General features: G+C 66.3%; 22 protein-coding genes and 1 pseudogene. 6 read left to right on the top strand and 17 right to left on the bottom strand.

All coding sequences use genetic code 11. The annotated features are described in order from the left end of the window. Position 1 precedes the first annotated feature (1 nt). The 3 genes from FB560_RS09435 to FB560_RS09425 all read right to left on the bottom strand — a co-directional run bounded on the left by FB560_RS09435 (position 2) and on the right by FB560_RS09425 (position 2,830). Entirely contained in the window at positions 2–1,768 is a 1,767-nt protein-coding gene (locus FB560_RS09435; protein ID WP_188895158.1) for a type IV secretory system conjugative DNA transfer family protein, read from the bottom strand. An 85-nt stretch (positions 1,769–1,853) separates the two neighbouring features. Beyond that, entirely contained in the window at positions 1,854–2,393 is a 540-nt protein-coding gene (locus tag FB560_RS09430) for a hypothetical protein (protein ID WP_141872123.1), read from the bottom strand. After that, positions 2,390–2,830: a hypothetical protein gene (locus tag FB560_RS09425; protein WP_141872122.1), complete on the bottom strand. Its 441-nt coding sequence runs from the start codon at positions 2,828–2,830 to the stop codon at positions 2,390–2,392. The genes FB560_RS09430 and FB560_RS09425 overlap by 4 nt, the downstream gene beginning before the upstream one ends. Before the next feature lie 418 nt (positions 2,831–3,248). Here FB560_RS09425 and FB560_RS09420 point away from each other — a divergent pair, with 418 nt between their 5' ends. Then, complete coding sequence (locus FB560_RS09420) at positions 3,249–4,097, top strand: alpha/beta fold hydrolase (RefSeq protein ID WP_229673144.1); 849 nt, start codon at positions 3,249–3,251, stop codon at positions 4,095–4,097. A 77-nt stretch (positions 4,098–4,174) separates the two neighbouring features. Here the strand turns inward: FB560_RS09420 and FB560_RS09415 are convergent, their stop codons facing one another. The 6 genes from FB560_RS09415 to FB560_RS09390 all read right to left on the bottom strand — a co-directional run bounded on the left by FB560_RS09415 (position 4,175) and on the right by FB560_RS09390 (position 10,246). Further along, positions 4,175–5,683, bottom strand: a complete 1,509-nt coding sequence (locus FB560_RS09415) for an ATP-binding protein (RefSeq protein ID WP_141872121.1) — start codon at positions 5,681–5,683, stop codon at positions 4,175–4,177. 84 nt (positions 5,684–5,767) lie between these two features. Beyond that, positions 5,768–6,373, bottom strand: a complete 606-nt coding sequence (locus FB560_RS09410) for a hypothetical protein (protein ID WP_141872120.1) — start codon at positions 6,371–6,373, stop codon at positions 5,768–5,770. Then, a complete protein-coding gene (locus FB560_RS09405) occupies positions 6,370–6,717 on the bottom strand; it encodes a transcriptional regulator (protein ID WP_141872119.1) in 348 nt (115 codons plus the stop codon). Before FB560_RS09405 ends, FB560_RS09410 begins: the two co-directional genes overlap by 4 nt. A 65-nt stretch (positions 6,718–6,782) precedes the next feature. Continuing rightward, positions 6,783–8,246, bottom strand: coding sequence for an SCO6880 family protein (locus tag FB560_RS09400; protein WP_141872118.1), 1,464 nt, complete (start codon positions 8,244–8,246; stop codon positions 6,783–6,785). A 187-nt stretch (positions 8,247–8,433) separates the two neighbouring features. Further along, positions 8,434–9,888 carry a type IV secretion system protein gene (locus FB560_RS09395; protein WP_141872117.1) on the bottom strand — a complete coding sequence of 485 codons (1,455 nt, stop codon included), beginning with the start codon at positions 9,886–9,888 and terminating at the stop codon, positions 8,434–8,436. 34 nt (positions 9,889–9,922) lie between these two features. After that, positions 9,923–10,246, bottom strand: a complete 324-nt coding sequence (locus FB560_RS09390; protein WP_141872116.1) for a DUF6112 family protein — start codon at positions 10,244–10,246, stop codon at positions 9,923–9,925. A gap of 115 nt (positions 10,247–10,361) precedes the next feature. On the opposite strand from FB560_RS09390, the gene FB560_RS09385 reads away from it, so the two are divergent. Then, positions 10,362–10,958 (top strand): TetR/AcrR family transcriptional regulator, encoded by a 597-nt coding sequence (locus FB560_RS09385; protein ID WP_141872115.1) that lies wholly within the window; start codon positions 10,362–10,364, stop codon positions 10,956–10,958. Further along, positions 10,955–12,190, top strand: a complete 1,236-nt coding sequence (locus FB560_RS09380; RefSeq protein WP_141872114.1) for an alpha/beta hydrolase — start codon at positions 10,955–10,957, stop codon at positions 12,188–12,190. The genes FB560_RS09385 and FB560_RS09380 overlap by 4 nt, the downstream gene beginning before the upstream one ends. Before the next feature lie 30 nt (positions 12,191–12,220). Here FB560_RS09380 and FB560_RS09375 read toward each other — a convergent pair whose 3' ends face one another. The 6 genes from FB560_RS09375 to FB560_RS20680 all read right to left on the bottom strand — a co-directional run bounded on the left by FB560_RS09375 (position 12,221) and on the right by FB560_RS20680 (position 16,446). Beyond that, entirely contained in the window at positions 12,221–12,520 is a 300-nt protein-coding gene (locus FB560_RS09375) for a DUF6112 family protein (RefSeq protein WP_141872113.1), read from the bottom strand. A 90-nt stretch (positions 12,521–12,610) separates the two neighbouring features. Then, entirely contained in the window at positions 12,611–13,783 is a 1,173-nt protein-coding gene (locus tag FB560_RS09370) for a M23 family metallopeptidase (protein WP_141872112.1), read from the bottom strand. A 14-nt stretch (positions 13,784–13,797) separates the two neighbouring features. Then, positions 13,798–14,496, bottom strand: coding sequence for a hypothetical protein (locus FB560_RS09365; RefSeq protein ID WP_141872111.1), 699 nt, complete (start codon positions 14,494–14,496; stop codon positions 13,798–13,800). A gap of 72 nt (positions 14,497–14,568) precedes the next feature. Further along, complete coding sequence (locus FB560_RS09360) at positions 14,569–15,033, bottom strand: hypothetical protein (RefSeq protein ID WP_141872110.1); 465 nt, start codon at positions 15,031–15,033, stop codon at positions 14,569–14,571. Further along, the gene (locus FB560_RS09355; protein ID WP_141872109.1) at positions 15,020–16,153 is read right to left on the bottom strand and encodes a ParB N-terminal domain-containing protein; all 1,134 of its coding nucleotides are present in this window, start codon (positions 16,151–16,153) and stop codon (positions 15,020–15,022) included. Before FB560_RS09355 ends, FB560_RS09360 begins: the two co-directional genes overlap by 14 nt. A 116-nt stretch (positions 16,154–16,269) precedes the next feature. Beyond that, entirely contained in the window at positions 16,270–16,446 is a 177-nt protein-coding gene (locus FB560_RS20680) for a hypothetical protein (protein ID WP_170198097.1), read from the bottom strand. 114 nt (positions 16,447–16,560) lie between these two features. On the opposite strand from FB560_RS20680, the pseudogene FB560_RS21190 reads away from it, so the two are divergent. Then, positions 16,561–16,713, top strand: a pseudogene (locus FB560_RS21190) (MerR family DNA-binding transcriptional regulator); the annotation flags it as partial. 42 nt (positions 16,714–16,755) lie between these two features. Continuing rightward, positions 16,756–17,274, top strand: coding sequence for a MerR family transcriptional regulator (locus FB560_RS09345; protein WP_141872108.1), 519 nt, complete (start codon positions 16,756–16,758; stop codon positions 17,272–17,274). A 37-nt stretch (positions 17,275–17,311) separates the two neighbouring features. Here FB560_RS09345 and FB560_RS09340 read toward each other — a convergent pair whose 3' ends face one another. Both FB560_RS09340 and FB560_RS09335 read right to left on the bottom strand, forming a co-directional pair. After that, entirely contained in the window at positions 17,312–18,397 is a 1,086-nt protein-coding gene (locus FB560_RS09340; RefSeq protein ID WP_141872107.1) for a DNA-methyltransferase, read from the bottom strand. A 363-nt stretch (positions 18,398–18,760) separates the two neighbouring features. Beyond that, positions 18,761–19,018 carry an AbrB/MazE/SpoVT family DNA-binding domain-containing protein gene (locus tag FB560_RS09335; protein WP_141872106.1) on the bottom strand — a complete coding sequence of 86 codons (258 nt, stop codon included), beginning with the start codon at positions 19,016–19,018 and terminating at the stop codon, positions 18,761–18,763. An 89-nt stretch (positions 19,019–19,107) separates the two neighbouring features. Between FB560_RS09335 and FB560_RS09330 the strand changes: the two genes are divergently transcribed. Continuing rightward, entirely contained in the window at positions 19,108–20,157 is a 1,050-nt protein-coding gene (locus FB560_RS09330; RefSeq protein WP_170198095.1) for an alpha/beta fold hydrolase, read from the top strand. The last annotated feature ends 61 nt before the right edge of the window (positions 20,158–20,218 follow it).

Genomic DNA, 20,218 nt, shown 5'->3' with positions numbered 1-20,218 from the left:
ACTACCGGGCACCGCCCTGCAACAGCTGCTCTACCTCGCCCCGGTCCGCGCGGAGTTGCCTCGCGTCAACGCGTTTCGGCCATGGGCGTAGGTCCGTGACGATAGGGCGGGCGGTGCGGAGCATCACGACTCCGGTCCCGAACGGAAGAGTGCGCAGGACGTCCGGTGGGAGGATCGGCATCCGCCGGATCGACCGCTGCGACGAGTGCGCCCCATACGCGTCCGTCGTGACGGAGTCGGTAGTCTCGTCCCGGTCGCCGATCAGCGTGGAGAGGTCTTGCAGGTCTCGGGAGTTGGAGGCTCCGCCGAGGATGATCTTGACGATGGACGCGTCCCAGATCGCATTCGCTTGGTTCTCACCCCACTTCTCCCGCGCCTGGGCCAGGGACTGCAGGACCGGGAGTGGGGTGATGCCGGTGCCGCCGCCTTCCGCCATCAACGTCGGCAGGCTGGGCAACGGGGCGAGGTTCCCGATCTCATCCAGAGCAAGCAGCAGAGGTGGGTCCATGCGTGCACCGGGTGAACGTGCGGCGATCTTCCGGGCGGTCTCGACGAGGTCTTCAATGAACGCCGCCACCAACGCCGACGACGCCCCAGCCCCCGCACCCGTGGCCAGGAGGTAGAGAGTCCCGTTGCCGAGGAGAAACTCCTCCGGGTCAAACTCCTCACCCGCTCCTGGGGAGACGGCGTCCAGGACGCGAGGGTCTGCGAGGGCCGAGAACGCGAGGGACACGCCCTGCCAGATCGAGTCCCTCGTGCGCGGGTCTGCCTGCACCATCGCATCCAACGAATCCGCCCACCCCTCGGCGGCCCCCGGATGAGAGGACAGCACCCTTACGGCGTCGGCGGCGAGGGTCGGGTTCAGCGCCCACTGGTACAGGGTCTTCGCATCCCTACCGTCGAGAGCGGCAGCATGGAGAAGGGTTTGAATGGCGGCTGTGGTCTTCCCTTCCCAGAACCCGGCGTCTTGGACCCCGCCGAATCCGGTGGCGGTGGCGAGGCCTTTCGCGCGGATCATCGCCGTGAGCGGGTCCTGGCAGCCTCGCACCGGTGACCACCGCATCCCCGCAGGGAGTCCCGGGGCGAGCTGCTGCGGGTCGAACACCGCCACCTTCCCCTTCTTCCCGCGTGCCTTCAACGTCGCGGTGAGATTGTCCGGGCGGGTGCTAGTGGTGATGACCGCGCCGGGTGCGTCGAGGATCGCGTTGATCACCACATGCAGACCCTTCCCCGACCTGGGAGGACCGATCAGCAGGATCGAGTCCTCAACCGTCGCCCACACCTGCCCTCCCTTCCCCGTGCCGAGGAGATACCCGACGTCGCTCGGTGCCGGCGTCCCGGTGAGCGAGGGCCGCAACGTCGCAGCCTTCTTCACCAGGGCCTTCGGGGAGGCGACGCGAGCGACCTCGGCGGCGGTGGCGGTGCCTGCGAGCCGGTGTGGGTCCGTCTTCGACCGGGAACGGTGAACCGCCCGAACCACAAAGAACCCCGCTGTTCCGAGCACACTGAGGAACCCGGTGACGACCGCCCAGTAGGCGAACGGGTTCAGGCCTTCCGCGCCGAGCGCCGCACCCGGGTCTGCTGGGGTGGCGAGGACGGCGAGGCCGGTCGTGAACCCGCCGGCCGGTTCAGGGAGCCCAGTGAGGAACGCGGCGACCGAGCCCGCGACACGCAGGATCCCGGTGAACACGGCGGCTGCGACCAGGGCTCCGAGAGTGAGGTTGATGAAGAGATCGTTGGCGGGTTTCGCCTGCACAGGACCAGACACAATGAACGCACCTTCCCGACCCCGCAGAACGGAAAGAGGCAGGGTCAGGACAACAGGTACGACGACGAGTGCATGCGCCGGACGGTCAGTCGATCCGCTGCACCGAGGTGGTGCCGGAGATCCGCCCCAGCAAGATCACCTCACCGCTGATGACGGGCTGCTCGGCGCGGTCGATCAAGGTGCGTGCCGTCCCGGTGGGGCCAGCGGAACTGTGACGCAGGATCAGGGCGACGGCGACGTCTTCACCGGGAACGAACCCGTCCGCGGTGAACTCCAGAAGGCTCGGCACCGTCACCGGTGCGGGTGCGTCGCCTTCCGGCGGAGCGAACGGCGACCGCGGCTCCGACGCGGGCGGGGTGAGGATGTCCGCGTGGATGCTGCCGTCCAGTTCTCGCACCTCGACCCGGGTCGGCGATGCGAGGCGGGCGACGAGCTCCGTCACCGTTTCGGAGATCTCGTCTCGGCGGATCGGAGTAGCGGCGAGACGGTCACCATTCACCGTCACGATCAGAGTGTCGGCGTTCACGGCTTCGAGGAGGATCTGCGGCAACACCGCAGGCACCACCACCCCCGGCTTCGAGGTCACGGAGTGCGGCTGGGACTGGCGTTGGCGTCGAAGGGTCATGCCAGGAAGGTGCGACCCGGCCCCGAACGCCCCACCCCGTCGTCTGCGACGGGGGCGGTGGTGAGGGCTTCCTCCCGGGCAATGAACTCGCACAGCGCATCCGCCCACCCACCCGTGATCTGCAGCAGCGTCTCGTAGTCACCGGACGCGACCTGCCCCTCGGCGAGCGTCACCCACGGCCAGCTCCCATCCGGTTGCGGAAGCCGAGCCTCGGATGCCCACGTCCACGACACCGGGACCCGGTCCTCGTCAGACCAGTCGACCCCGGGCGGATACTGCTCCTCTATCGCGAACCGCGGCGAGGACCCGTGCAAGGGATACAGCACGAAATGCCCAGCCCCGAACGTCTCCGGATCCTCAGACAACAGCATCAACCGGTCCTGGGAGTGCTGCTCGATCCGATGCAACCCGTCACCGAGCGCCATCATGTTCCGCACCACATCCTCCTCCGACACGCTGCTCGTATCGTCCGGACCTTGGTGCTCCGGGGCGGGTCCGCTTACGCTCAAGACAGGTCTCCGGAGAGCTCAGGATTCGTGAACTCGCGGGGATTTGTCTCTACAGCAGTATCTTCATTGCAGGTCTTCATGCCCGTGAGGTGCGTTGCGCAGGCGTCACCGTGCAAGCGCTGTGCACCGATCGCATTCTCTACGAGGTCGAGAAGACCGGCGGCGACGTCCGCCGCATCTGCGACTTGTTCGGCGTCAGTATCGACACCGCACTGCGCTATGTCAGCACCCTGGAGCAGCGACCAGCGGTCTCGGTTGGCCCCCAATCCAACTAGCGTCACCTCCCCGCGCGATGGGTCGCCCTCAAACCGAGCCCCCGACATGGATGCCCCAGTAGACTCATCACGTGGAGCAAGCGGAATCCGACGACGGGGCACCGATCGGGTTCGACCTGGTCGGAGCGAACCCCCGTGCAAGTGGTGACCCGGTGCTTATCCTCCCCGGAGGCCCGTGCCGGGATCCCGTCTATCTTGGTGACCTTGCTGGACTCGCGGAGAACCGACCGCTTGCGGTTGTTCATTTTCGTGGCACACCTTCAACCGGTGGACTGTCACGAGGGTGGTGGACTGACGCGGCCGACGCGATCGCCGTGATCGACCAGCTCGGACTCTCCACCGTCGACGTGATCGCTCACTCTGCGGGGACACGTGTAGCGCTTTCGCTGGCGACGCGGTTCCCTGAACGCCTGCGGTCGCTCGCACTCGTGACTCCCGCCGCCGCATGGCTGACAGAAACCCCGCACGACGGCGCCGCCATCGCAACACGACGACCCGAGCCTGAGATTATCGAGGCCCTTGCCTCGATGAACGTTGAGCCCGCCGACGAGAACGCATTCCAGCACGCCTGGAGGGCCGAGGCTGCAGCGGGGTATGCCCGATGGACCACAGCCGAACGGCAGCACGCGCAGGTGGGAAGCATGTCGCTTGCCGCAGCGCACGCATGGTTCCGGGACATTCCAGCGGACGCCGCGGCGCGCATCCAGAACACGACACTCCCTCCCACCCTCGTGCTCGGCGGCGCGGACGACATCCTGAGCGGCGTCGAGACAGTCCGCGCATTCGCCACGGCACTCCGCGCTGAACTCCTTCTCATCGATGACTGCGGCCATTACCCGTGGATCGAGCGCCCCGAACCATTTCGATTCGAACTCGAACGCTGGCTCACCAGTCGCGGCGCGCACTCACCGCGTCGCTAAACCTGAATCCGTAGCTAGCATGAACATGCGGATTCACACCACGGAAATCACGACCACGACCCACATGTTCCCGCGATTCAGGCTTCGGGATTCTTGAACTTGCGGGGTTTCCGAGTCATCCGCTGGGTGGTGTCGAAGGCCCGCAACTCCTCCGGGTGCAACTGATGCTGAACGACGTATGACGATTCTTTGATCCGCCAGAGCCCCTGCCCGGTCCCCAGGGACGGGAGGAGTTTCTGTTCGGTGCCGGTGAGTCCGAGGGTCTTGCCGGTGGTGCCGATCTGGTCGGATTCTTGGCGGTAGATGATCCGCGACTCCGCGTTGGCGAGGAGGCTGTTGGCGAGGGATCGCATGGCGGAGCCGTGGTCGCCGACGTTGTCGAGGTCGGTGAGCTTGTGGAAGATCAGCAGGTTCGCGATCCCGTAGTGGCGGGCGAGCCGCCAGTGCGCGTCCATCCGCTTCAACAACGCCGGATGCGACATGAGACGCCAAGCCTCGTCGTAGACCACCCACCTCTGCCCGCCGTTCGGGTCCAGGAGCGCGGATTCCATCCACGCACTGGAACAGGTCATCAGCACGCTGATGAGGGTGGAGTTTTCGACGACGCGGGACAGGTCGAGGGTGATCATCGGCAACGTCGGGTCAAACGTCACGGTCGATGGCCCATCGAACAGTCCTTGGAGGTCGCCGGACACGAGGCGGCGCAGCGCGTGACCGACCATCCGCCCGTCCTCGGCGAGACGTTCGTCGTCGCTCGGGTCGGGGGTGAGGATGCGGTCGACGACCATCGGCAGGATCGGCACATCGTTACTCGCGACGACGGCTTGGAGCGCGATATCGATGACCGTGTGCTCCAACGGCGACAACGACCGCTCGAGGACGGTCTCGGCGAGGGCGCCGATCAGGTCACGGCGACGAGAGGCGACCGTGGACGCCCACTCTGCGTCGGAGAGCCCGCCGGGCCGGTAGCCCTCGTCAAGTGGGTTGAGACGGTTCCGGATGCCGTGGCCGAGGACGATCGCCTTCCCACCCACCGCCTCCGCAACCGCCGTGTGCTCGCCCTTCGGATCCCCGGGGACATAGACGCGGCGACCGAACGGGATGGACCGGGTGTAGAGGGACTTGGCAAGGGAGGACTTCCCGGAGCCGACGATTCCGGCAAGGACGAGGTTGGGGGCCGTGATGATGCCCCGCTGGTACAGCACCCACGGGTCGTAGACGAAGGATCCGCCGGAGTACATGTCCTGCCCCACGAACACCCCCTGGGAACCGAGGCCGCCTTCGGCGAGGAACGGGTACGCACCCTGCAGCGCGGCCGAGGTGTCCTGATGCGCAGGCACCCGAAACCCCCGATACGACCGGAGCGCTGCAGCCCCTGGCTCGCCGCTCCTGGGGAGGTAGTTCGTCGACCTCGCCTCCGCACGTTCCGCGGCGAGCTTCGCCTTCTCAGCGGCGCGCTGCTCGGCGTGCTCCCGGGCGATGACTTGCCGTGCGGCCCGCTCCCGGGTTTTACGGTTCTTCCGGCCGGTGCCGTCTTCGACGAGGACGGTGGAGTAGAGCTTCTTGGATGTGCGTTCTGGTGCCACGGTGCTGCCTCTCGGTCGGGTAACCGAGAGGTACGGGGCTTCGCCCGGCGTAGCGGCCAGTCTGCGAAGGACAGGGGCTGCTGGTCAGTTGCTCATGGGCGGGGTGGGGATGTCTCGACGTGCGGTCGGGTGCAGCTCCAGGGCGAACGTCGCAGGGATCGTGTCGTTGGTGTAGCTCATCTCGCAGATGTGCAACGGGTCATGGGCGACTGCGATCCGCGCGGTCAGGTGTTCCGGGACGTATCCGTCCGGAGTGATGTCGGAACCGGCGAGCAGGTCATCGAGGACAACTCGGTACTGGTCGGGCACGTGCTCCCGGGAGCGATCCCGATCGACCGCCACCATCAGCGGCGATCCGTCGTCGGTGAGGGTCTGGTCGAGGTCGGCCCCGTGCAACAACAGGAGCAGACTGAGCGTCCCGATCGCGGGACGGTCGAGCTCGATCGCCACCCACCCGTCGGGAGTGCGAGTGTGGAGCATCCCATCTTTAAAGATGCTCTCGGCGTCTTTGATCACGCCCGGCGAGTCGGAGTCGGCGAAGGTGAACGTCGTCAGCGACCGGCTCAGGTTCTCCGCTGGGCTGAGGTAGGTGTTCTCGATCGCCTGGATGCCTTCGATGGCCTGCAGGAACGAGGCTTCGATCGCCTCCAGGCGGAAGGTCGCGTTCAGCGCGTCGCGCAAGGTCGTCATGGGTGGTTTCCCTTCTCCGGGGCATGAGTGATGGACTGCAGCCAGGCGGCGTGCCCCTGGTAGGCGTCCGCGCCTTCTGAGGTGAGCGACAGCGCAGTCACCGGTCGCACACCACCGCCTGCCGGGGGCGCGACCTTGTGCAGTTCCACCAGGCCGGCGTCGGCCAGGACACGAACATTCTTCGACAGGTGAGAATCCGTCACTCCCAGCGCCTGCAGCAGTTCGGCGAACAACACCCGATCGCCAGCAGCCAGCGCCGCACAGACTTGCAACCGCACCGGCGAATGGACCACATCACTAAACGCCGGATCGACAGGTCTCTCTCCACCCTCCGCACTTGCCATGTTGTCAAGCCTAGATAGAGCTTGACAACATGGCAAGTCACAGCGGGAGTGGGTAGTCGATGACCTCAGATACCTCGGCACAGCGGCAGCGCCGCAGCAACGAACGCCTGCGCCTGCTGCCCGACCAACCGCCGCGTTTCGCACGAGGCTTGGATGGCGGCCTGTTCGATCGCGGAGACTGCGGCTTCGAGCTCAACGGCGGTGGTGGCGGAGACGGCGAGGAGCCCTGTGTAGCGCAGGACGCCGTGGCCGCTGGTGAGGTCGGCTTCCTGCTGGAGGACGTCTTGGTATTCAGCGGACTGTTGGGCGTCTTCGATCTGACCGACCTTCTGCCGCTGCGCCGCATCACTGATGTACTCGGTCTTCTTCTTCCGAATGTCCCGCGCTGCCTGATCAGACCGGATCGGGTCACACAGCAGCGTGAACGCACGCCTGATCCCGCTGGAGAGCAGCACGGGGGCGAGGAATCCTGGGTAGACGAGTGAGCGGGGCCACTCCGAGATCCACAACACCGCGTGATGCGCGCTATCGGAGCGCAGCTGGTCCCAGGTCTCTTCCACCGCGACCGGGCCAGCGGTGGCGAGGTCCTGCCCGATCTCGCCAGAGCGTTCGAGGGTCGCGGCGATAGCGGGATCGTAGGCGGAGCGGAGCATGACCGCGAGTTGCCCAGCCGTGTACCAGTCGGTGGGTTTCAGGTCGGCAGTGCGCAGCGCGGTCGTGAGGGTCTCCATCTCCTGCCTGAGCACCACGGCAGCGCCTTTGAGGCTGCCGCCTGCGGTGCGGATCGCCCGGGCAGCGGCGCGCATGTCCAAGGACAGGGAGATGGTGGAGATGTGGCGTTCCCCTGCGGGGCCAGCCCGGTCGATGAGCTCCCGGTAGGTGCGCGCGACCCAGGAGTCGTCGTCGTTGCCGTGCTCGGCCCACCATTGCGCGAGTCCCGACCCGCTGTCGGGGACGGTGCGCTCGAGGACTTGGAGACGGGCGATCCGGGTGGACCGGCATGCGGTGGACAGCACCCGACCCCAGGCGTGCACGCGGCGTTCCTGCTCACCCGGATCCAACAGGATGAATGAGGGATGCGTCACTTCCACCAGCGCGGTCAAGGTCTGCCCGTGCGGGTCGTGGACCATGACCGTACCGGTTTCGGGGTCGTCGTACTGGCGCAGCGGTGCTGCATCCCCAGGCAACGCGAGAGTCCCCGCCGGACGAGGCTTCGCCACGCGACGCCGATACCGGGTCTGGCGGAGGGCCTGCCGGAGCACCCAGTGCAGAGTGATCGGCACCCATTCGACGAGCTTCCTACCGCCGATGGGTACCCAGGCGAGGGCTGTGGCGGTGCCCCAGATCGGGGACGTGTACAACGCGGCGGGACCTCCGGTGTAGAGGGAGGCGATGAACACGGCGACCGCGACAGAGAGGGCGATGACTTGTGGGAGGGAGAGGCCGAGGATGATCCCGCGTTTGGTGAGGCGGGAGAACTTCACAGCCGACAGCTCGAACTCGGTGCGGGTGGACGCAGTGCTGGCCATAAGGTGCTCCTGACGCGGTAGGTGTTCGGGGTCGTCGGTCAGGTACGGACACCACAGCGGGCGGTGGCCCGCGAACCACCCCCTGGGGTCGGGTCGCTGTCCGACCGCCATTCGGGTGTTCTGTTCACGGGCAACCGCCCAGATGACGGAGTGCTTCACCTCCTCTCTCAGTCGCGGATCTCTCCGGTCAGGTCTTCGGCGTGGGCTTCGGCGGCGGAGCCTGCCCGCCGCTGCTGTTGTTCGCGGGCGGGGTCTGCGGCTTCGCCGCAGGCGCGCTCGGGGCCGGTGTGGTGGGCTGTGCGGGCGGTGTCGACCGGTCAGGGGGTGGTGGCGCGGCCTGCCCCTCGTTGGCGGCTCCCGCGTGGTTGTCGGCGGTGCGTCCAATCGCGCCGCCGAGCTTCGGGCCGGCCTCCGCTGCACCCTTGGCGACCTTCGCCCCTGCGACAGCGGCGATCCCGACCGGACCAGCCGCCGCCCCGGCCCCGGCACCGCCTGCTGCGGCAGCACCGCCGCCACCGGCAGCCGCACCACTCGAGCCTGTCGCCGCACCACCCGAGGCTGCGGTCGTGCCGCCACCGGCACCTGCATTTGCTCCGGCAGCGGGCTGCGGTGAACCACTCGGTGGCGGCGGATTCCCACCACCACCGCCGTTTTTGCCGTCGCCGCCCCCACCGTCGAGGACTTTCTGTGGGCCGCCGCCGTCGGGTTTCCCGGGGAGCGGCATGGGCCGGTTCATGGCCTGCTTCGACTCTTGTTCGGCGGACATGACGTGGTACATGTCGAAGCCGACGAAGGAGATGAATTTGTAGACCATGTAGGGGGCGAACGCGGCGATGAACATCAGCACGATCCCCGCGATTGGATCCGCAATCGAGCTGAGGTCCATGTCGATCGGTGCGTTGACCTGGTTGATCGCGACGAGGAACACTACGACGATGACGAGTTTGGAGAAGATCAGCGCGAGCACGAAGCTGGCCCATTTCCCGAACCAGTCCTTCGTCGCATCCCAGCTCGCTCCCGATAGGGCAATGGGTGCCATCACGACGGCGACGAGGATCAGCGCTTTGCGGATGAGTAGCGAGAACCAGACGATCGCTGCCGCGCAGATCGCGAGGAACGACAGGAAGATGGTGATGATCGCGCCGGCACCGGGTGCGGTGAGGTTGATCGCGGTGAGACCTGCGACGAGGACACCGATCTTCCCGCCCATCTCTTCCAACGTGGTCCCGGTGGCCTGGATGATCCCGATCGAGAGTTGATCGACGATCTCGAGCAGTGTTGCCGTCAACGTGATGACCAGGAACGAGCCGAGCACCGACTTCGCTAAGCCGAGGGCGGCGCGGGAGAGGGCGGTGGGTTCGCGGCGGATGAGGCCGGTGATGAGTTGGAGGCAGAAGAAGATGAGCATGACGAAGATCGCGATGCCGAAGATCACGTTGTATACGCCAACATATCCGGCCCCGGTGATGTCGACCAGGGTGGTGGAGTCGAATATTGCCCAGACGCCTTGGAAGATCCAGGACGCGGCTGCTCCGATTGCTTGGGCGAGCCAGTCGAATGGTGCAGCGACCAGGGTGGCTGCGCCTTCGCCGACGGTGTCGCAGACGTTGCTGATGATGGGGACGTCACAGATACCAGCCACAACACCCCTCCCTTCCGTGGGTTCGGGGTGGTGGTTAGGAGACGGTCTGGCCGACGTTCCAGAAGAAGTTGATCAGCGTCACACTCGCGCCGGTGATGATTGCCGCACCGCAGGAGATCAGCACCCCGACCTTCCCCCGCGACGCCAGATGAGGGTTACTGCTGTTCGAGCCGAAGCCCCAGACGACGGCGGAGATGATGAGGGCGAGGACGGACAGGATCAGCCCGATCGTCATCACCGCACCCACGACCGTGCGCAGCGCGCTGATCCCGGGAAGGCCGGAGTCATTGGGGGTGACGTCGATCTCCGCCGGAAGAACAGCGGTGATGGTGGTGAGGGTGTCGAGAACGGCAAGCATGGGTGGGCTCCTTCACAAGCGATTCCCCTCCGCGGATGGGAGGGGTCACCTGGACAGGTGCGACACCCAAACCCGACTAGCACGATGTGCTAGCACGCCGTGCTAGTCTCGGGGTATGACGAATGAGCGGCAGCGGGACCGGATCCTTGATGCTGCGGCGACGTTGGCGGTGGAGGCCGGTCTTGACGCGGTGACGGTGCGCGCGGTCGCCGGGGCCGCCGGTGTGGGAATGGGGACGCTGCGGCACTACTTCCCGGCGCAGGGCGCGTTGCACACTGCGGTGGTGCAGCGGGTGCTGGAGGACACGATCGAGAACTTCGACATCCAGGACACGACTCTGGACCCGGGTGATCGTCTTGCCCGGTGCGTGCTGCAGTTCCTCCCGGATGAGGCCACCGAACGGCAACTGCTGGAGGTGTGGTTCGGGATGTACCGGCACGCGCTCGAGCCGGGTGCGAACAGTGCGGCGGTCAGTTTCCTCGAAGTGGCTGTGCGGCGCTCCCATGCCCGGATCACCGCCTGGCTGGAGCAGCTTGCCGACGAAGGATCCATTGACGGGGATCGCGTCGATGAATCCGTGTTGCTGCTGAGCGCGCTCGTGTCAGGGATCTGTCTGGAGATCGTCACGCCGGGTGCGGCGATGACGGTGGCCTCCGCGCGGAATCTGCTGGATCGGTCCGCGCGGGACCTGATCGTGAAGGAGCACGCATGACCCCCGAGACGAAGGCTTCGATAGCGCGGGAGAAGCGGCGTGCACAGGTCCTGAAATTCCCCGGGGTCAAGACCGTGCTCCGCCCCCTTTCGGATGGCGGATCGTTCGAGCTCGCGTATGCGCGCACCGGCCCCGAGGCAGGGATACCGGTGCTGGTCTTCCCCGGCGGGCCGGGGCTGGCGTCGGTGCTGCCGTATCAGCGGCTCCGGGCGAAGGCGGCGAAGCTCGGCCTGCACCTGGTGATGATGGAGCACCGCGGCATCGGCCTGTCCCGCACGACACCGGACGGCGCGGATCTGCCGAGGGAGGCGATCACGGTCACCGACGTCCTCGACGACGCAGCCGCGATCCTGGACGCCGAAGGCATCGACCAGGTCGTCGTCTACGGCACCTCCTATGGCAGCTACCTCGCTCAGGGGTTCGGAGTCAGGCATCCGAGCCGGGTGTCGGGGATGGTGCTGGACTCGGCGATGCTCGGCGCAGACTTCGGCGCGTCGTCGACCGACTCCCTCCGCGAACTGTTCTGGACGGGCACCCCGGCTACCCAGCGACAGGCCGACGCGGTGCGTGGCCTGGTGGATACGGGCCGGATCCGGCAGGAAGACGCAGGATTCCTGCTGCAGTTCCTGTACGAGTTCGGCGGGCTCGCGTTCATCGACCGCACCATCGACCTTCTCGAAAGAGGAAAGGGACGCAGATTCTGGGAATGGGCGAGGCGGCTCGGCGACCGTGAGCTGATGGAACCCACCCCGTTTGTCATGGAGTTCGACCTGGTCGGCGAGATCGCGTTCCGAGAACTCGCCTACGCCCCCTCATCCGACGGCGGCCCGCTGGAGACCGGGAAGAGCTTCACCGACATCGCGCCGCAGTTCTCCGCGTTCCAGGGAGAGCCCTTCGACCTCCCCACGCAGGTTCGTGCATTCGCCTGGCCGACCGTGGTCATCAGCGGCGACCGCGACATCCGCACCCCCAGAGCGACCGCGGAGAAGGTCGTCGCCCAAATACCGGGAGCGGTCCTGCTTCCGGTGCGCGATCACGGCCACAGCGCGCTGGACACCCACCCGTCCCTCGCGCTGGACGTGATGCACGCAATGACCCAGAACATTAGCGCCAACACGGAGGTCACCCGGGCGATGCTGCCCGCTGACCCGCACGGCGTTCGTGGTCTCATGCAGCGGATCGTCTCTGCCCGCCTCGCCTTCGCGAGAATCGTCCCGAACCCACTGAGCTGAACCGCCACGTCGACGACGACGCAGCGTGCCCTACAGGGTGTCGCCGAGGTTCAACAGGAAGTTCATCCACGTCACCCCAGCACCTGCGAGGACGGCAGCTCCGAGGGCGACGAACACCCCGACCTTCCCTTTCGTCGCGGTCTGGGGGTTCCCCGCCGACGAGGACACGGCCCAGACGATCCCGGAGACGATGAGCATGAGGACGGAGACGATCAGCACGATGGTGAGTAGTGCGCCGACGATCTCGATGAGGGTGGAGCGGCCTCCGACACCGGAGAGGTCGGGGTAGACGTTCTCGGCCGGTAGCAGCGTCAGGGTGGTGACGGACATGCGGTTCTCCTCAAGACAAGGGGGTGGGTGGGCACCGGTCAGGTGCGCCGCCCACCCCGCCAGGCCTCCCTCAGCTCGGGTCAGCTTGGGTCAGGTGGTGCAGCCCGGTCCGCCACCGACCGGCGCGTCGATGCCCTCCACGCCGTGCTCTGCGAGCCACGGCTCTGCATCGACGGCGGGGGCGTTCGCTCCGCCGGGGTGGACTTGGAAATGCAGGTGCGGGCCGGTCGAGTGGCCGGAGGATCCGACGTCGCCGATGTGTTGGCCTGCGGTGACGCGGTCCCCGGCTGTGACGTGGATGCCGTGTGCCCACATGTGGATGTACTTCGTCGCGACCTTCTCGCCACCGATGGTGTGCTCGATGGTGATCTGCCCCGAATACCCATCGACCATCCCCGCATAGGTCACCAGGCCGTCGGCCAACGAGAAGATCGGTGTGCCGTCGGGGGCTGCCCAGTCGGTCCCGGCGTGCAGGCGCGCCTCCCCGGTGATGGGGTCGATCCGCGGTCCGAACGAGGAGGTGTGTACATAGCTGCCCGTCGGCAGCGGAAACACCAACCGGCTCGTCTCCGGGATATTCGTGTCCCCAGGCACCCCGCCGCCATTCCCACCGCTGCTGTTGCGGGTGAGGGTGTCGAGGATGGTGCGGGCGACGGGCTCGTAGTTCTGATACCGATCCGGGTAAGCAGACACTTCCACGGCTTGGGCGGCTTCGCCCTTGTCCATCTGCTGCCACCCCGGAATATCGAGCAGCCCACGCGGCGAGGGGTAGTTGGGACCGTCGGGTCCGCCGTAGAACGCCCGCGCCTGATAGGTCGTGTCCATGAGCTCGGCAACCGTGCCCCACCCGGACTGCGGGCGCATCTGGAACAGGCCCAAGCTGTCGTGGTCGGAGCCGTTGCCGTCGTTCGGGTAGTCGCCGCTCTCGGGGTAGGTGCCGGTGTTCGCCAACTGCCGCAGCGTCGACTCCGTCAGCGCCGCCATCAACGCAATCAAGATCCCGTCCCGCCCCACCCCGGGGATGCTGCTGCCGACGGTGATGATGGTTCCCGCGTGGGTGAGCTGCTGCTTGTTGAGCGTGAAGGTGTACCCGTCCTTCATGGTGACCTCGAGCTCGTCCGGGATCGGACCGAGGATCACACCACTGGCGATGCAGTTCCCCTGGTTGAGGACGGCCGGGTTCACGAGCACTCCGATGCTGAGCAGGCCGAGCATCGGGGCGAGCAGCATGAACGTGACTGCGGCGGCGAGGAGCTTCTTCATCACAACCCCTTCGGCTAGTGGAGGGGGTTGTCGAGTTCGGACAGGCGCAGCAGATGGCACCGGTCGAACACCGGCGCACAGGACACGAACACCGTGAATGCCACCGCATGCGAGCTTTCGACGGGGTCGTCGTACCAGACCCCGTCTCGGTGCCTCGTCCCCTCGACCGTGTACGCCACCGTCCCCTCGGTGATCTGCCCACCGGAGGCAGCTACGGCTTCCTCCCACTGCGCGGGGACGAACACCTGGTCGATCTCGAGGTGCTGGCGGGTGCGGTATTCGGCGAGATCCCGCCACGTCGCCGTCGACGGGAAGTATCCGTCCAGGTCCGCGATCAACCCGGGAGTCTCCGTGCCGGATGGGTCGGCGTCTTCAATCAACACTGCCCGGTGATCCGAAGGGGTCAGCAGGGTGAACGTGTCCCAGTCGAACAACGCCTCCGCGACCGCACGCACGTAGGTCTCGGGGTTGTTCGTGCGCGGCAGGGCTGGCAACTCCGCCTCTTCCGGCTGCCCGTCCGGGGCGGTGGGGTCGACCGAGGCCGTGGACGAGTTCGGGGTGTGATCCCCGGGATCATCAGCGTCGCCAGGGCCGGTGATGAGGCCGTAAATGCCAATCCCGGCGAGCACCACGATGACAAGCCCGGTCGCGGTGAGCGTGATGATCAGACGACGGCTACGACGCTGCTGGTCGTCGGTGTGAGCAGAGGACATGGGCGGGCCTTCCAACAAGAAGCGGGCGGGGTCACCCGATAGGTGCGCCGCCCGCCCGCCACCGGCCCTTGTTCAGCGGGTGAGGCCCGTGCTCTGGCTGGTGTGTCCGCTTGCTGGGGGTTCGGGATCGAGGGCCGCTTCCCGTTCCGCGAGTGCTTCAGCGAGCCCCGCAGATCGTGTTGGTGCGGTCTCGGGTTGCCAGGCGATCCGCCCGTTCTCGCTGTGGGCTTTCATCACGAGCTGGACCACCTGCTCCGTGGAGGCAGCGGCGACCGTCAACCACCCCGATGCTTTGACCGCGTGCTCATGTCCCGCGGCCCGGTCCCCGTCGTCGGTGGCGGCGAACGAGGCGTGTCGGTCGTGCCAGGCCGCGAGCTGCTGCAGGCCCTGCTGGATCCGCGACAACGTCAGATGCAACGACCCGAGAACCTCATACGTGTCCTCTGGGGTCTCGATCTGCCGGGTCGCATACGCCAGCCCCCGCGCGGCCTCCGCCAGCTCATCCGCATCCCGGGACGGGTCCTCAAACGTCGGCATCAGCGTTCTCCTCGCTCGTCATTCGTGCAGTGCGGGCCTGGTCGAGGAATGTTGCGGTTTCGGTGATGTAGGTCTGGACGAGTTCCCACTGCTCGGCATCGGCGTACTGGCCGAAGTCGGTCGGGTTGTAGCGGTCCCACCAGCCGTGCTCCCGGCGCAGCAGATCGACGAGCTTGCGGATGGCGTGTTTCTGCCGCAGCAACGGGTCCGCGTCCTTCCACCCCTCCCGTGGAGCGAGCGCGGCGGCATCCTTCCGCAACTGCCCCACCCGGGAAAGCGCCCGCGTTACTTCCTTCATCGCATCCTTGGGATGCTCCTGCGCCTTCACCAGCTCGAGCTCCGCCGCAGCCGCCTCACGCACCGCGTCCGGCTCGTCCGGGTCGAGCGCCCACCTGTCGAGGGTGTTCAGTGCTTGGAGGAGCTTCACTCGCAGGTAGCGGCCGTTGACCTTCCCGTCCGTGTTGAGCTCGAGGAGCGCTTCGGCGGCGGCTTGCCGCACCTCGGGATGCTCGGCATCGGATGCGGCGATCTGCTTGAGCTCCACGACCTGGTCGAGCATCGAGTGAGAGTCCCGGCCGGTGACGGCTTTCGCGGCTTGGATGCGCGTCTTCCCACCGGCACCGGTACCTGCCGGTTGCGGTGGTGTTGAATCAACACCACCGTGTTCACTCCCGCGAACACCCGACTCCTCCCCACCCTCAACGTGAACGTTGGTGTCGGGGGTGCGGGTGAGAGAGCCGAACTGGGTGCTCTCCTGCTTGCGGGCGTTCTCTTCGGCGTAAAGCTGCTTGAGCTCCTCGTAGAGCTCTGCTTGTTCGATGGGGGTGAGCATCTTGTGGAGGGTGTTCTCGTCCTGGATCGCCAGCACGGTGGAGAGCTTGTCCGAGACGCCCTGCACAACCCACACCGGGACCGTGCGGTGCCCGAGGGCGCGCATGACAGCGAGGCGACGGTTGCCGGAGATGAGGACGTTGCCGGTGGTGATCACGATCGGCGACAGCAACCCGAACCGTCGGATCGACTCCGTCAACTCCTCCAACTCCCCAAGGTCACGCCGGTAGGAATGACCATCGATGATCTGATCCGTCGCATGCTCCAACACCAAATGACCCCGACTCATGACGCACCTCCGTTGCCTTCCTGCCCGTCAGGTACGGAGGCCATCCGATCTTGGCCGGACCCGGCGGGTTCATCGAAAAACTCAACTTCTGGCGCTGAGCGTGAGTGACAGCTCTGTTACTGGATCCGCCACTCGCCGACCGCCTCATACCGGGAGTCGCTGATGGTCTCTCCGGCTCCCGGCTCCAGCGTGTAGTGCTTGAGGTTCCCGGCCCAGTACCGCAGGATGCGCCCCAGCTCCTCCTGCGCTGTGCCATCGAGCTGTTCGAGATCCACCTCGAGTCGAAACTTCATGTCACGTCCTTCCCTGTCGAATCGTTAGTTCAAGTGTGACACTCAAGTGCTGTTATAAACTTGGGGAGCTCGTCTGACGAGGAGCGGGCGAAGAGTTGTGAGAGAGGTGGTTTCGTGAGGCCGGTGGACGTGGCTCGGGAGGTGGGGGTGACCCCGCAGACGATCCGCAATTGGGAAGCTGACGGTGCGTTGCCTCGCGCGGAACGCACCACGAGTGGATATCGGCGATACGCCGGGATACATGTGCGAGCCGCTCGCGCGTACCGAGCCTTGTCAGCGGGCCACGGCCCAGCAATCGCTAACGAGGTCATGACCCTGGCCACAGCGGGAGACCTCGACGAAGCGTTAGCTCGGCTCGATGCCAGCCACGCGGTGCTGCATCGTCAACGCCAGGAACTGCGCGATCTATCGGTAGCGCTGCACTCCGTGCTCGACGACGCGCCACTTCCCGCCCCGACGGCAGATCGGGTCAGTATCGGCGAGCTGGCCACGATGCTCGGCGTGAAGACATCCACGCTTCGCGTCTGGGAAGACGCGGGGCTGCTCAGCGCAGAACGCGATCCGCACACCCAGCGCCGCTCATACACGGAGCCTCAAATGCACATCGCCCGGATCATCCGCCTGCTGCGACAAGGAGGGTATCTGTTCGAACGCATCAGCCCCGTCGTGGGAGCCATAAGCAGCGCAGGATCGCCAGCAGCACTGGAACGCGCGCTCGACGAGCGCTCTCGCTCCCTCAGCGCCCGCTCACGCCAGGCGCTCAAGGGAGCCGCCGAGCTACACAATTACGCCGAGCAACTGGAGTCAGCCACCGACGACAGGCACTGAACACCCGCGGACAGCGAGGCCGAGCACGGCTCATGGCCTATGGCAACATGCGCTCGATCCTGGAGGTGACCAGTGGCAGGAAGTCTGCGCTCTTCTCAACCGCTACAACCCGAGTCCCACAACCAAGCGCCGCTTCAACCGTCGTTCCCGACCCAGCGAACGGCTCCAACACGACCCCGCGAGGCGGTGTCACGAGCGTGATCAGCCACCGCATCAGCGCCAGCGGCTTCACCGTCGTGTGCGAGACCCCGAACGCGCGGGGCCGTTCCGCGGCGTTGGGTTTGTGCTCGAAGCGAAAGATGGGGAACTTCCGCGACAGCGACTCGCCCTGCCACGTCCCGGTCAGCACATCCAGCGCATCCGCCTGCCCGGGGTCGAATGCGACGTTCGTCGGCCACCGGCCGTCAGCGAACCTGCCGTCGTCGATGTTGATCCCGCCGACGCCATGCTTGAGGACGTTGCGGACGAGGTTTCCTTCGGGTGGCTTGCGGGCGATGATGATCGGCTCGAATGCCGGCCGCAGTGCCGTGCCCCATCCATCCCACTGCTGCGCGTCCTCGGTGACCGGGGTGCCTTTGGACAGGACCGTGCGGGTCGCGCCGAGCACCCCGTCGTGATCAGTGGTCTGCACGATCCGGTCGGTGCGTTGCATGCCGTGGTGCTTGTCGATGGCGTGCGAGAGGTCCATGCTCTTGGGCATCCCGGTGGTGTGCAGCCATGCAATCTGATCGCGGATTTCGAACCCTGCATTCTCGATCCCACGCACCATGCGATGCCAGGTGCGTGCACCACCGAACGCTGCAACATACGCACCCGGCTTCAACGCACGCAATGCTCCCGCAGCCCACGCCGTGCACCACGTCTCGAACACCTCCGGTGCACTCATCGCACTGGTGTCGATGTGTGGGAGGGATTCCCGGAACCCGGATGCGTCGTCCCAGGTCTGCCCGTTGAAGCTAAGCCCGTACGGCGGGTCGGTGACCAGCGCGTCGATGCTGGCCTCGGGTAGGAGCGGGAGGGTCTCGACCGCGTCCCCAAGATAGAGCGTGGCCCGATCGTCGGCGAACGTCGGCTTGGGTAGTTCGGTCAGCGGCGCTCTGGTCGGCGGGGTGGGGTCGGGCATGACGGTGGCTCCCTGCTGTTCGGGGCCTGTCCGCGCTCGTGTGCGACGAACAGCCTCACCCAGCAGGTACGGGCCACACCGACGAAACCGAGCCCACAGCGCCACCGTCGACGCCAAGCAAGAGCCGGTCCCAGTGGGCCGAGTCTGAGCTCCGCGAGGTGTCTGCGCCTCGCTGATTCCCCGTGCCAGCTTTCTCCCACACACGATCGGCAATCAACGACCAACCGTCCCGAGTCCACTCAGACTCGTCATCTCAGTACTTGCACAAAGGGCGCGTGCTTCCGCGACGATCCCGCGTTCGGGCAAGCTCACCGTCGGAGGAGAGTCGCTGTGTCCGAGCGCATCCTGTGCTGCCGGCAACGCTTAGCTGCCGTCGGACGTCTTCTTCACGTGTGTGAGTAGCTCGGCCGAGTCGCCGAGCACGGCGAGCAGCTTATCGATGCTCATCAGGGCAATCCCGTCCGCGTTCCCGAGCACGATGAGCTTCTGCCCCGGCTCGATCTCATGGTCGCGACGCGCCTGCGCAGGGATCACGACCTGACCTCGCTCACCGACCGTCACCGAGCCGTAAAACACGCGACCCTCGGGACCGTAGTGGACATCACCATACTCGTTGGACATGAAATACATGTTATACATGTCAAATAGCTCGCGTGAAGGAAGCCCGTCGGGACACGCCGAGCGCTCCACAGAAGGGCAGAAGGATGTGGATGACTGTCGCGATCACGGTCGCAGTGATCGTCGTCGTTGGCTCTGCAGGGCTGGGCGGCTACGCCTGGAACAACACCACCTATGCGTCGCGTGACCTGCAGCGCGTCCAAGACGCCGGTTTCCGCGAAGCGCAGGCCGTGCTTCCCAGCGGCACCGAGCTCAACTTCACCGAAGGACCCGACAACGGTCCGGCCGTCCTGCTGCTGCACGGCCAGGGTGCCGCCTGGGCATCGTACGCACGGACGCTCCCCGAGCTGGCCACGGGCTTCCACGTGTACGCGATCGACTTCGCCGGGCACGGCGACTCGGCCCGCACTCCCGGGCGGTACGACGTGCACCACCTGGGCCAAGACGTCGTCGACTTCATCCGCGAGGTGATCGGCGAACCGGTCATCCTGTCCGGCCATTCATCCGGCGGGCTCGTCGCCGCATGGGTCGCGGCCGCCGCACCCGAGCAGGTACGGGGTCTGGTGTTCGAGGATCCGCCGTTCTTCTCCACGGATCCCGACCGCATGCCCCAGCAGTTCAACTACGTCGACCTGGCTGAACCGGCGCACGAGTACCTGCAGCAGGACGCCGTTGACGACTTCGCCTCGTGGTACATCGAGCACAACGGGTGGATCGGATACTTCGGCGGCGGCCGCGACGGCATCGTCAGCTACGCCAAGAGCTACCGTCAGAAGCATCCCGATCAGCCGCTATCACTTTGGTTCCTACCGCCGAACACGAACGAGTCCTTCGCGTACATGCACGAGTTCGATCCGGCTTTCGCCGACGCGTTCTACACCCTTGCCTGGCAGGAGGGTTTCGACCAGGCGGCGACCCTCGAGAAGGTCCTACAGCCCTCGATCCTCGTGCACGCAAACTGGCGGATCACCGACGCCGGCATCCTCGAAGGCGCGATGACCGACGACGACGCGGCACGCGCATGTGATCGCATGGCCGACTGCGTCATCGAACGCGTCGACACCGGACACGGGTTCCACTTCGAGAAACCCGCCGACTTCGCCGCACTGTTCCACCAGATCCACAAGCGCACCACACCCTGACCGCGGCGACCTCTCCGTGCCGACCGGCCGTGCTATTCACTCCATCCGAATACGCACCCTG

It is taken from the genome of Microbacterium saperdae, from assembly GCF_006716345.1.
GTDB classification, from domain to species: domain Bacteria; phylum Actinomycetota; class Actinomycetes; order Actinomycetales; family Microbacteriaceae; genus Microbacterium; species Microbacterium saperdae.
The sequence above is the reverse complement of the archived record's forward strand: the minus strand, read 5'-3'. Positions and strand labels throughout refer to the sequence as shown.

Bases quoted from the DNA above. Each gene is read 5' to 3' on its own strand.
- FB560_RS09410 (WP_141872120.1), bottom strand. From the start codon at position 6,373: ATGACGACCTTGCGCGACGCGCTGAACGCGACCTTCCGCCTGGAGGCG.
- FB560_RS09345 (WP_141872108.1), top strand. From the start codon at position 16,756: ATGACCCTGGCCACAGCGGGAGACCTCGACGAAGCGTTAGCTCGGCTC.
- FB560_RS09335 (WP_141872106.1), bottom strand. From the start codon at position 19,018: ATGTCCAACGAGTATGGTGATGTCCACTACGGTCCCGAGGGTCGCGTG.
- FB560_RS09375 (WP_141872113.1), bottom strand. From the start codon at position 12,520: ATGTCCGTCACCACCCTGACGCTGCTACCGGCCGAGAACGTCTACCCC.
- FB560_RS20680 (WP_170198097.1), bottom strand. From the start codon at position 16,446: ATGAAGTTTCGACTCGAGGTGGATCTCGAACAGCTCGATGGCACAGCG.
- FB560_RS09380 (WP_141872114.1), top strand. From the start codon at position 10,955: ATGACCCCCGAGACGAAGGCTTCGATAGCGCGGGAGAAGCGGCGTGCA.
- FB560_RS09405 (WP_141872119.1), bottom strand. From the start codon at position 6,717: ATGGCAAGTGCGGAGGGTGGAGAGAGACCTGTCGATCCGGCGTTTAGT.
- FB560_RS09355 (WP_141872109.1), bottom strand. From the start codon at position 16,153: ATGAGTCGGGGTCATTTGGTGTTGGAGCATGCGACGGATCAGATCATC.
- FB560_RS09365 (WP_141872111.1), bottom strand. From the start codon at position 14,496: ATGTCCTCTGCTCACACCGACGACCAGCAGCGTCGTAGCCGTCGTCTG.
- FB560_RS09385 (WP_141872115.1), top strand. From the start codon at position 10,362: ATGACGAATGAGCGGCAGCGGGACCGGATCCTTGATGCTGCGGCGACG.
- FB560_RS09430 (WP_141872123.1), bottom strand. From the start codon at position 2,393: ATGACCCTTCGACGCCAACGCCAGTCCCAGCCGCACTCCGTGACCTCG.
- FB560_RS09340 (WP_141872107.1), bottom strand. From the start codon at position 18,397: ATGCCCGACCCCACCCCGCCGACCAGAGCGCCGCTGACCGAACTACCC.
- FB560_RS09330 (WP_170198095.1), top strand. From the start codon at position 19,108: ATGACTGTCGCGATCACGGTCGCAGTGATCGTCGTCGTTGGCTCTGCA.
- FB560_RS09390 (WP_141872116.1), bottom strand. From the start codon at position 10,246: ATGCTTGCCGTTCTCGACACCCTCACCACCATCACCGCTGTTCTTCCG.
- FB560_RS09370 (WP_141872112.1), bottom strand. From the start codon at position 13,783: ATGAAGAAGCTCCTCGCCGCCGCAGTCACGTTCATGCTGCTCGCCCCG.
- FB560_RS09360 (WP_141872110.1), bottom strand. From the start codon at position 15,033: ATGCCGACGTTTGAGGACCCGTCCCGGGATGCGGATGAGCTGGCGGAG.
- FB560_RS09400 (WP_141872118.1), bottom strand. From the start codon at position 8,246: ATGGCCAGCACTGCGTCCACCCGCACCGAGTTCGAGCTGTCGGCTGTG.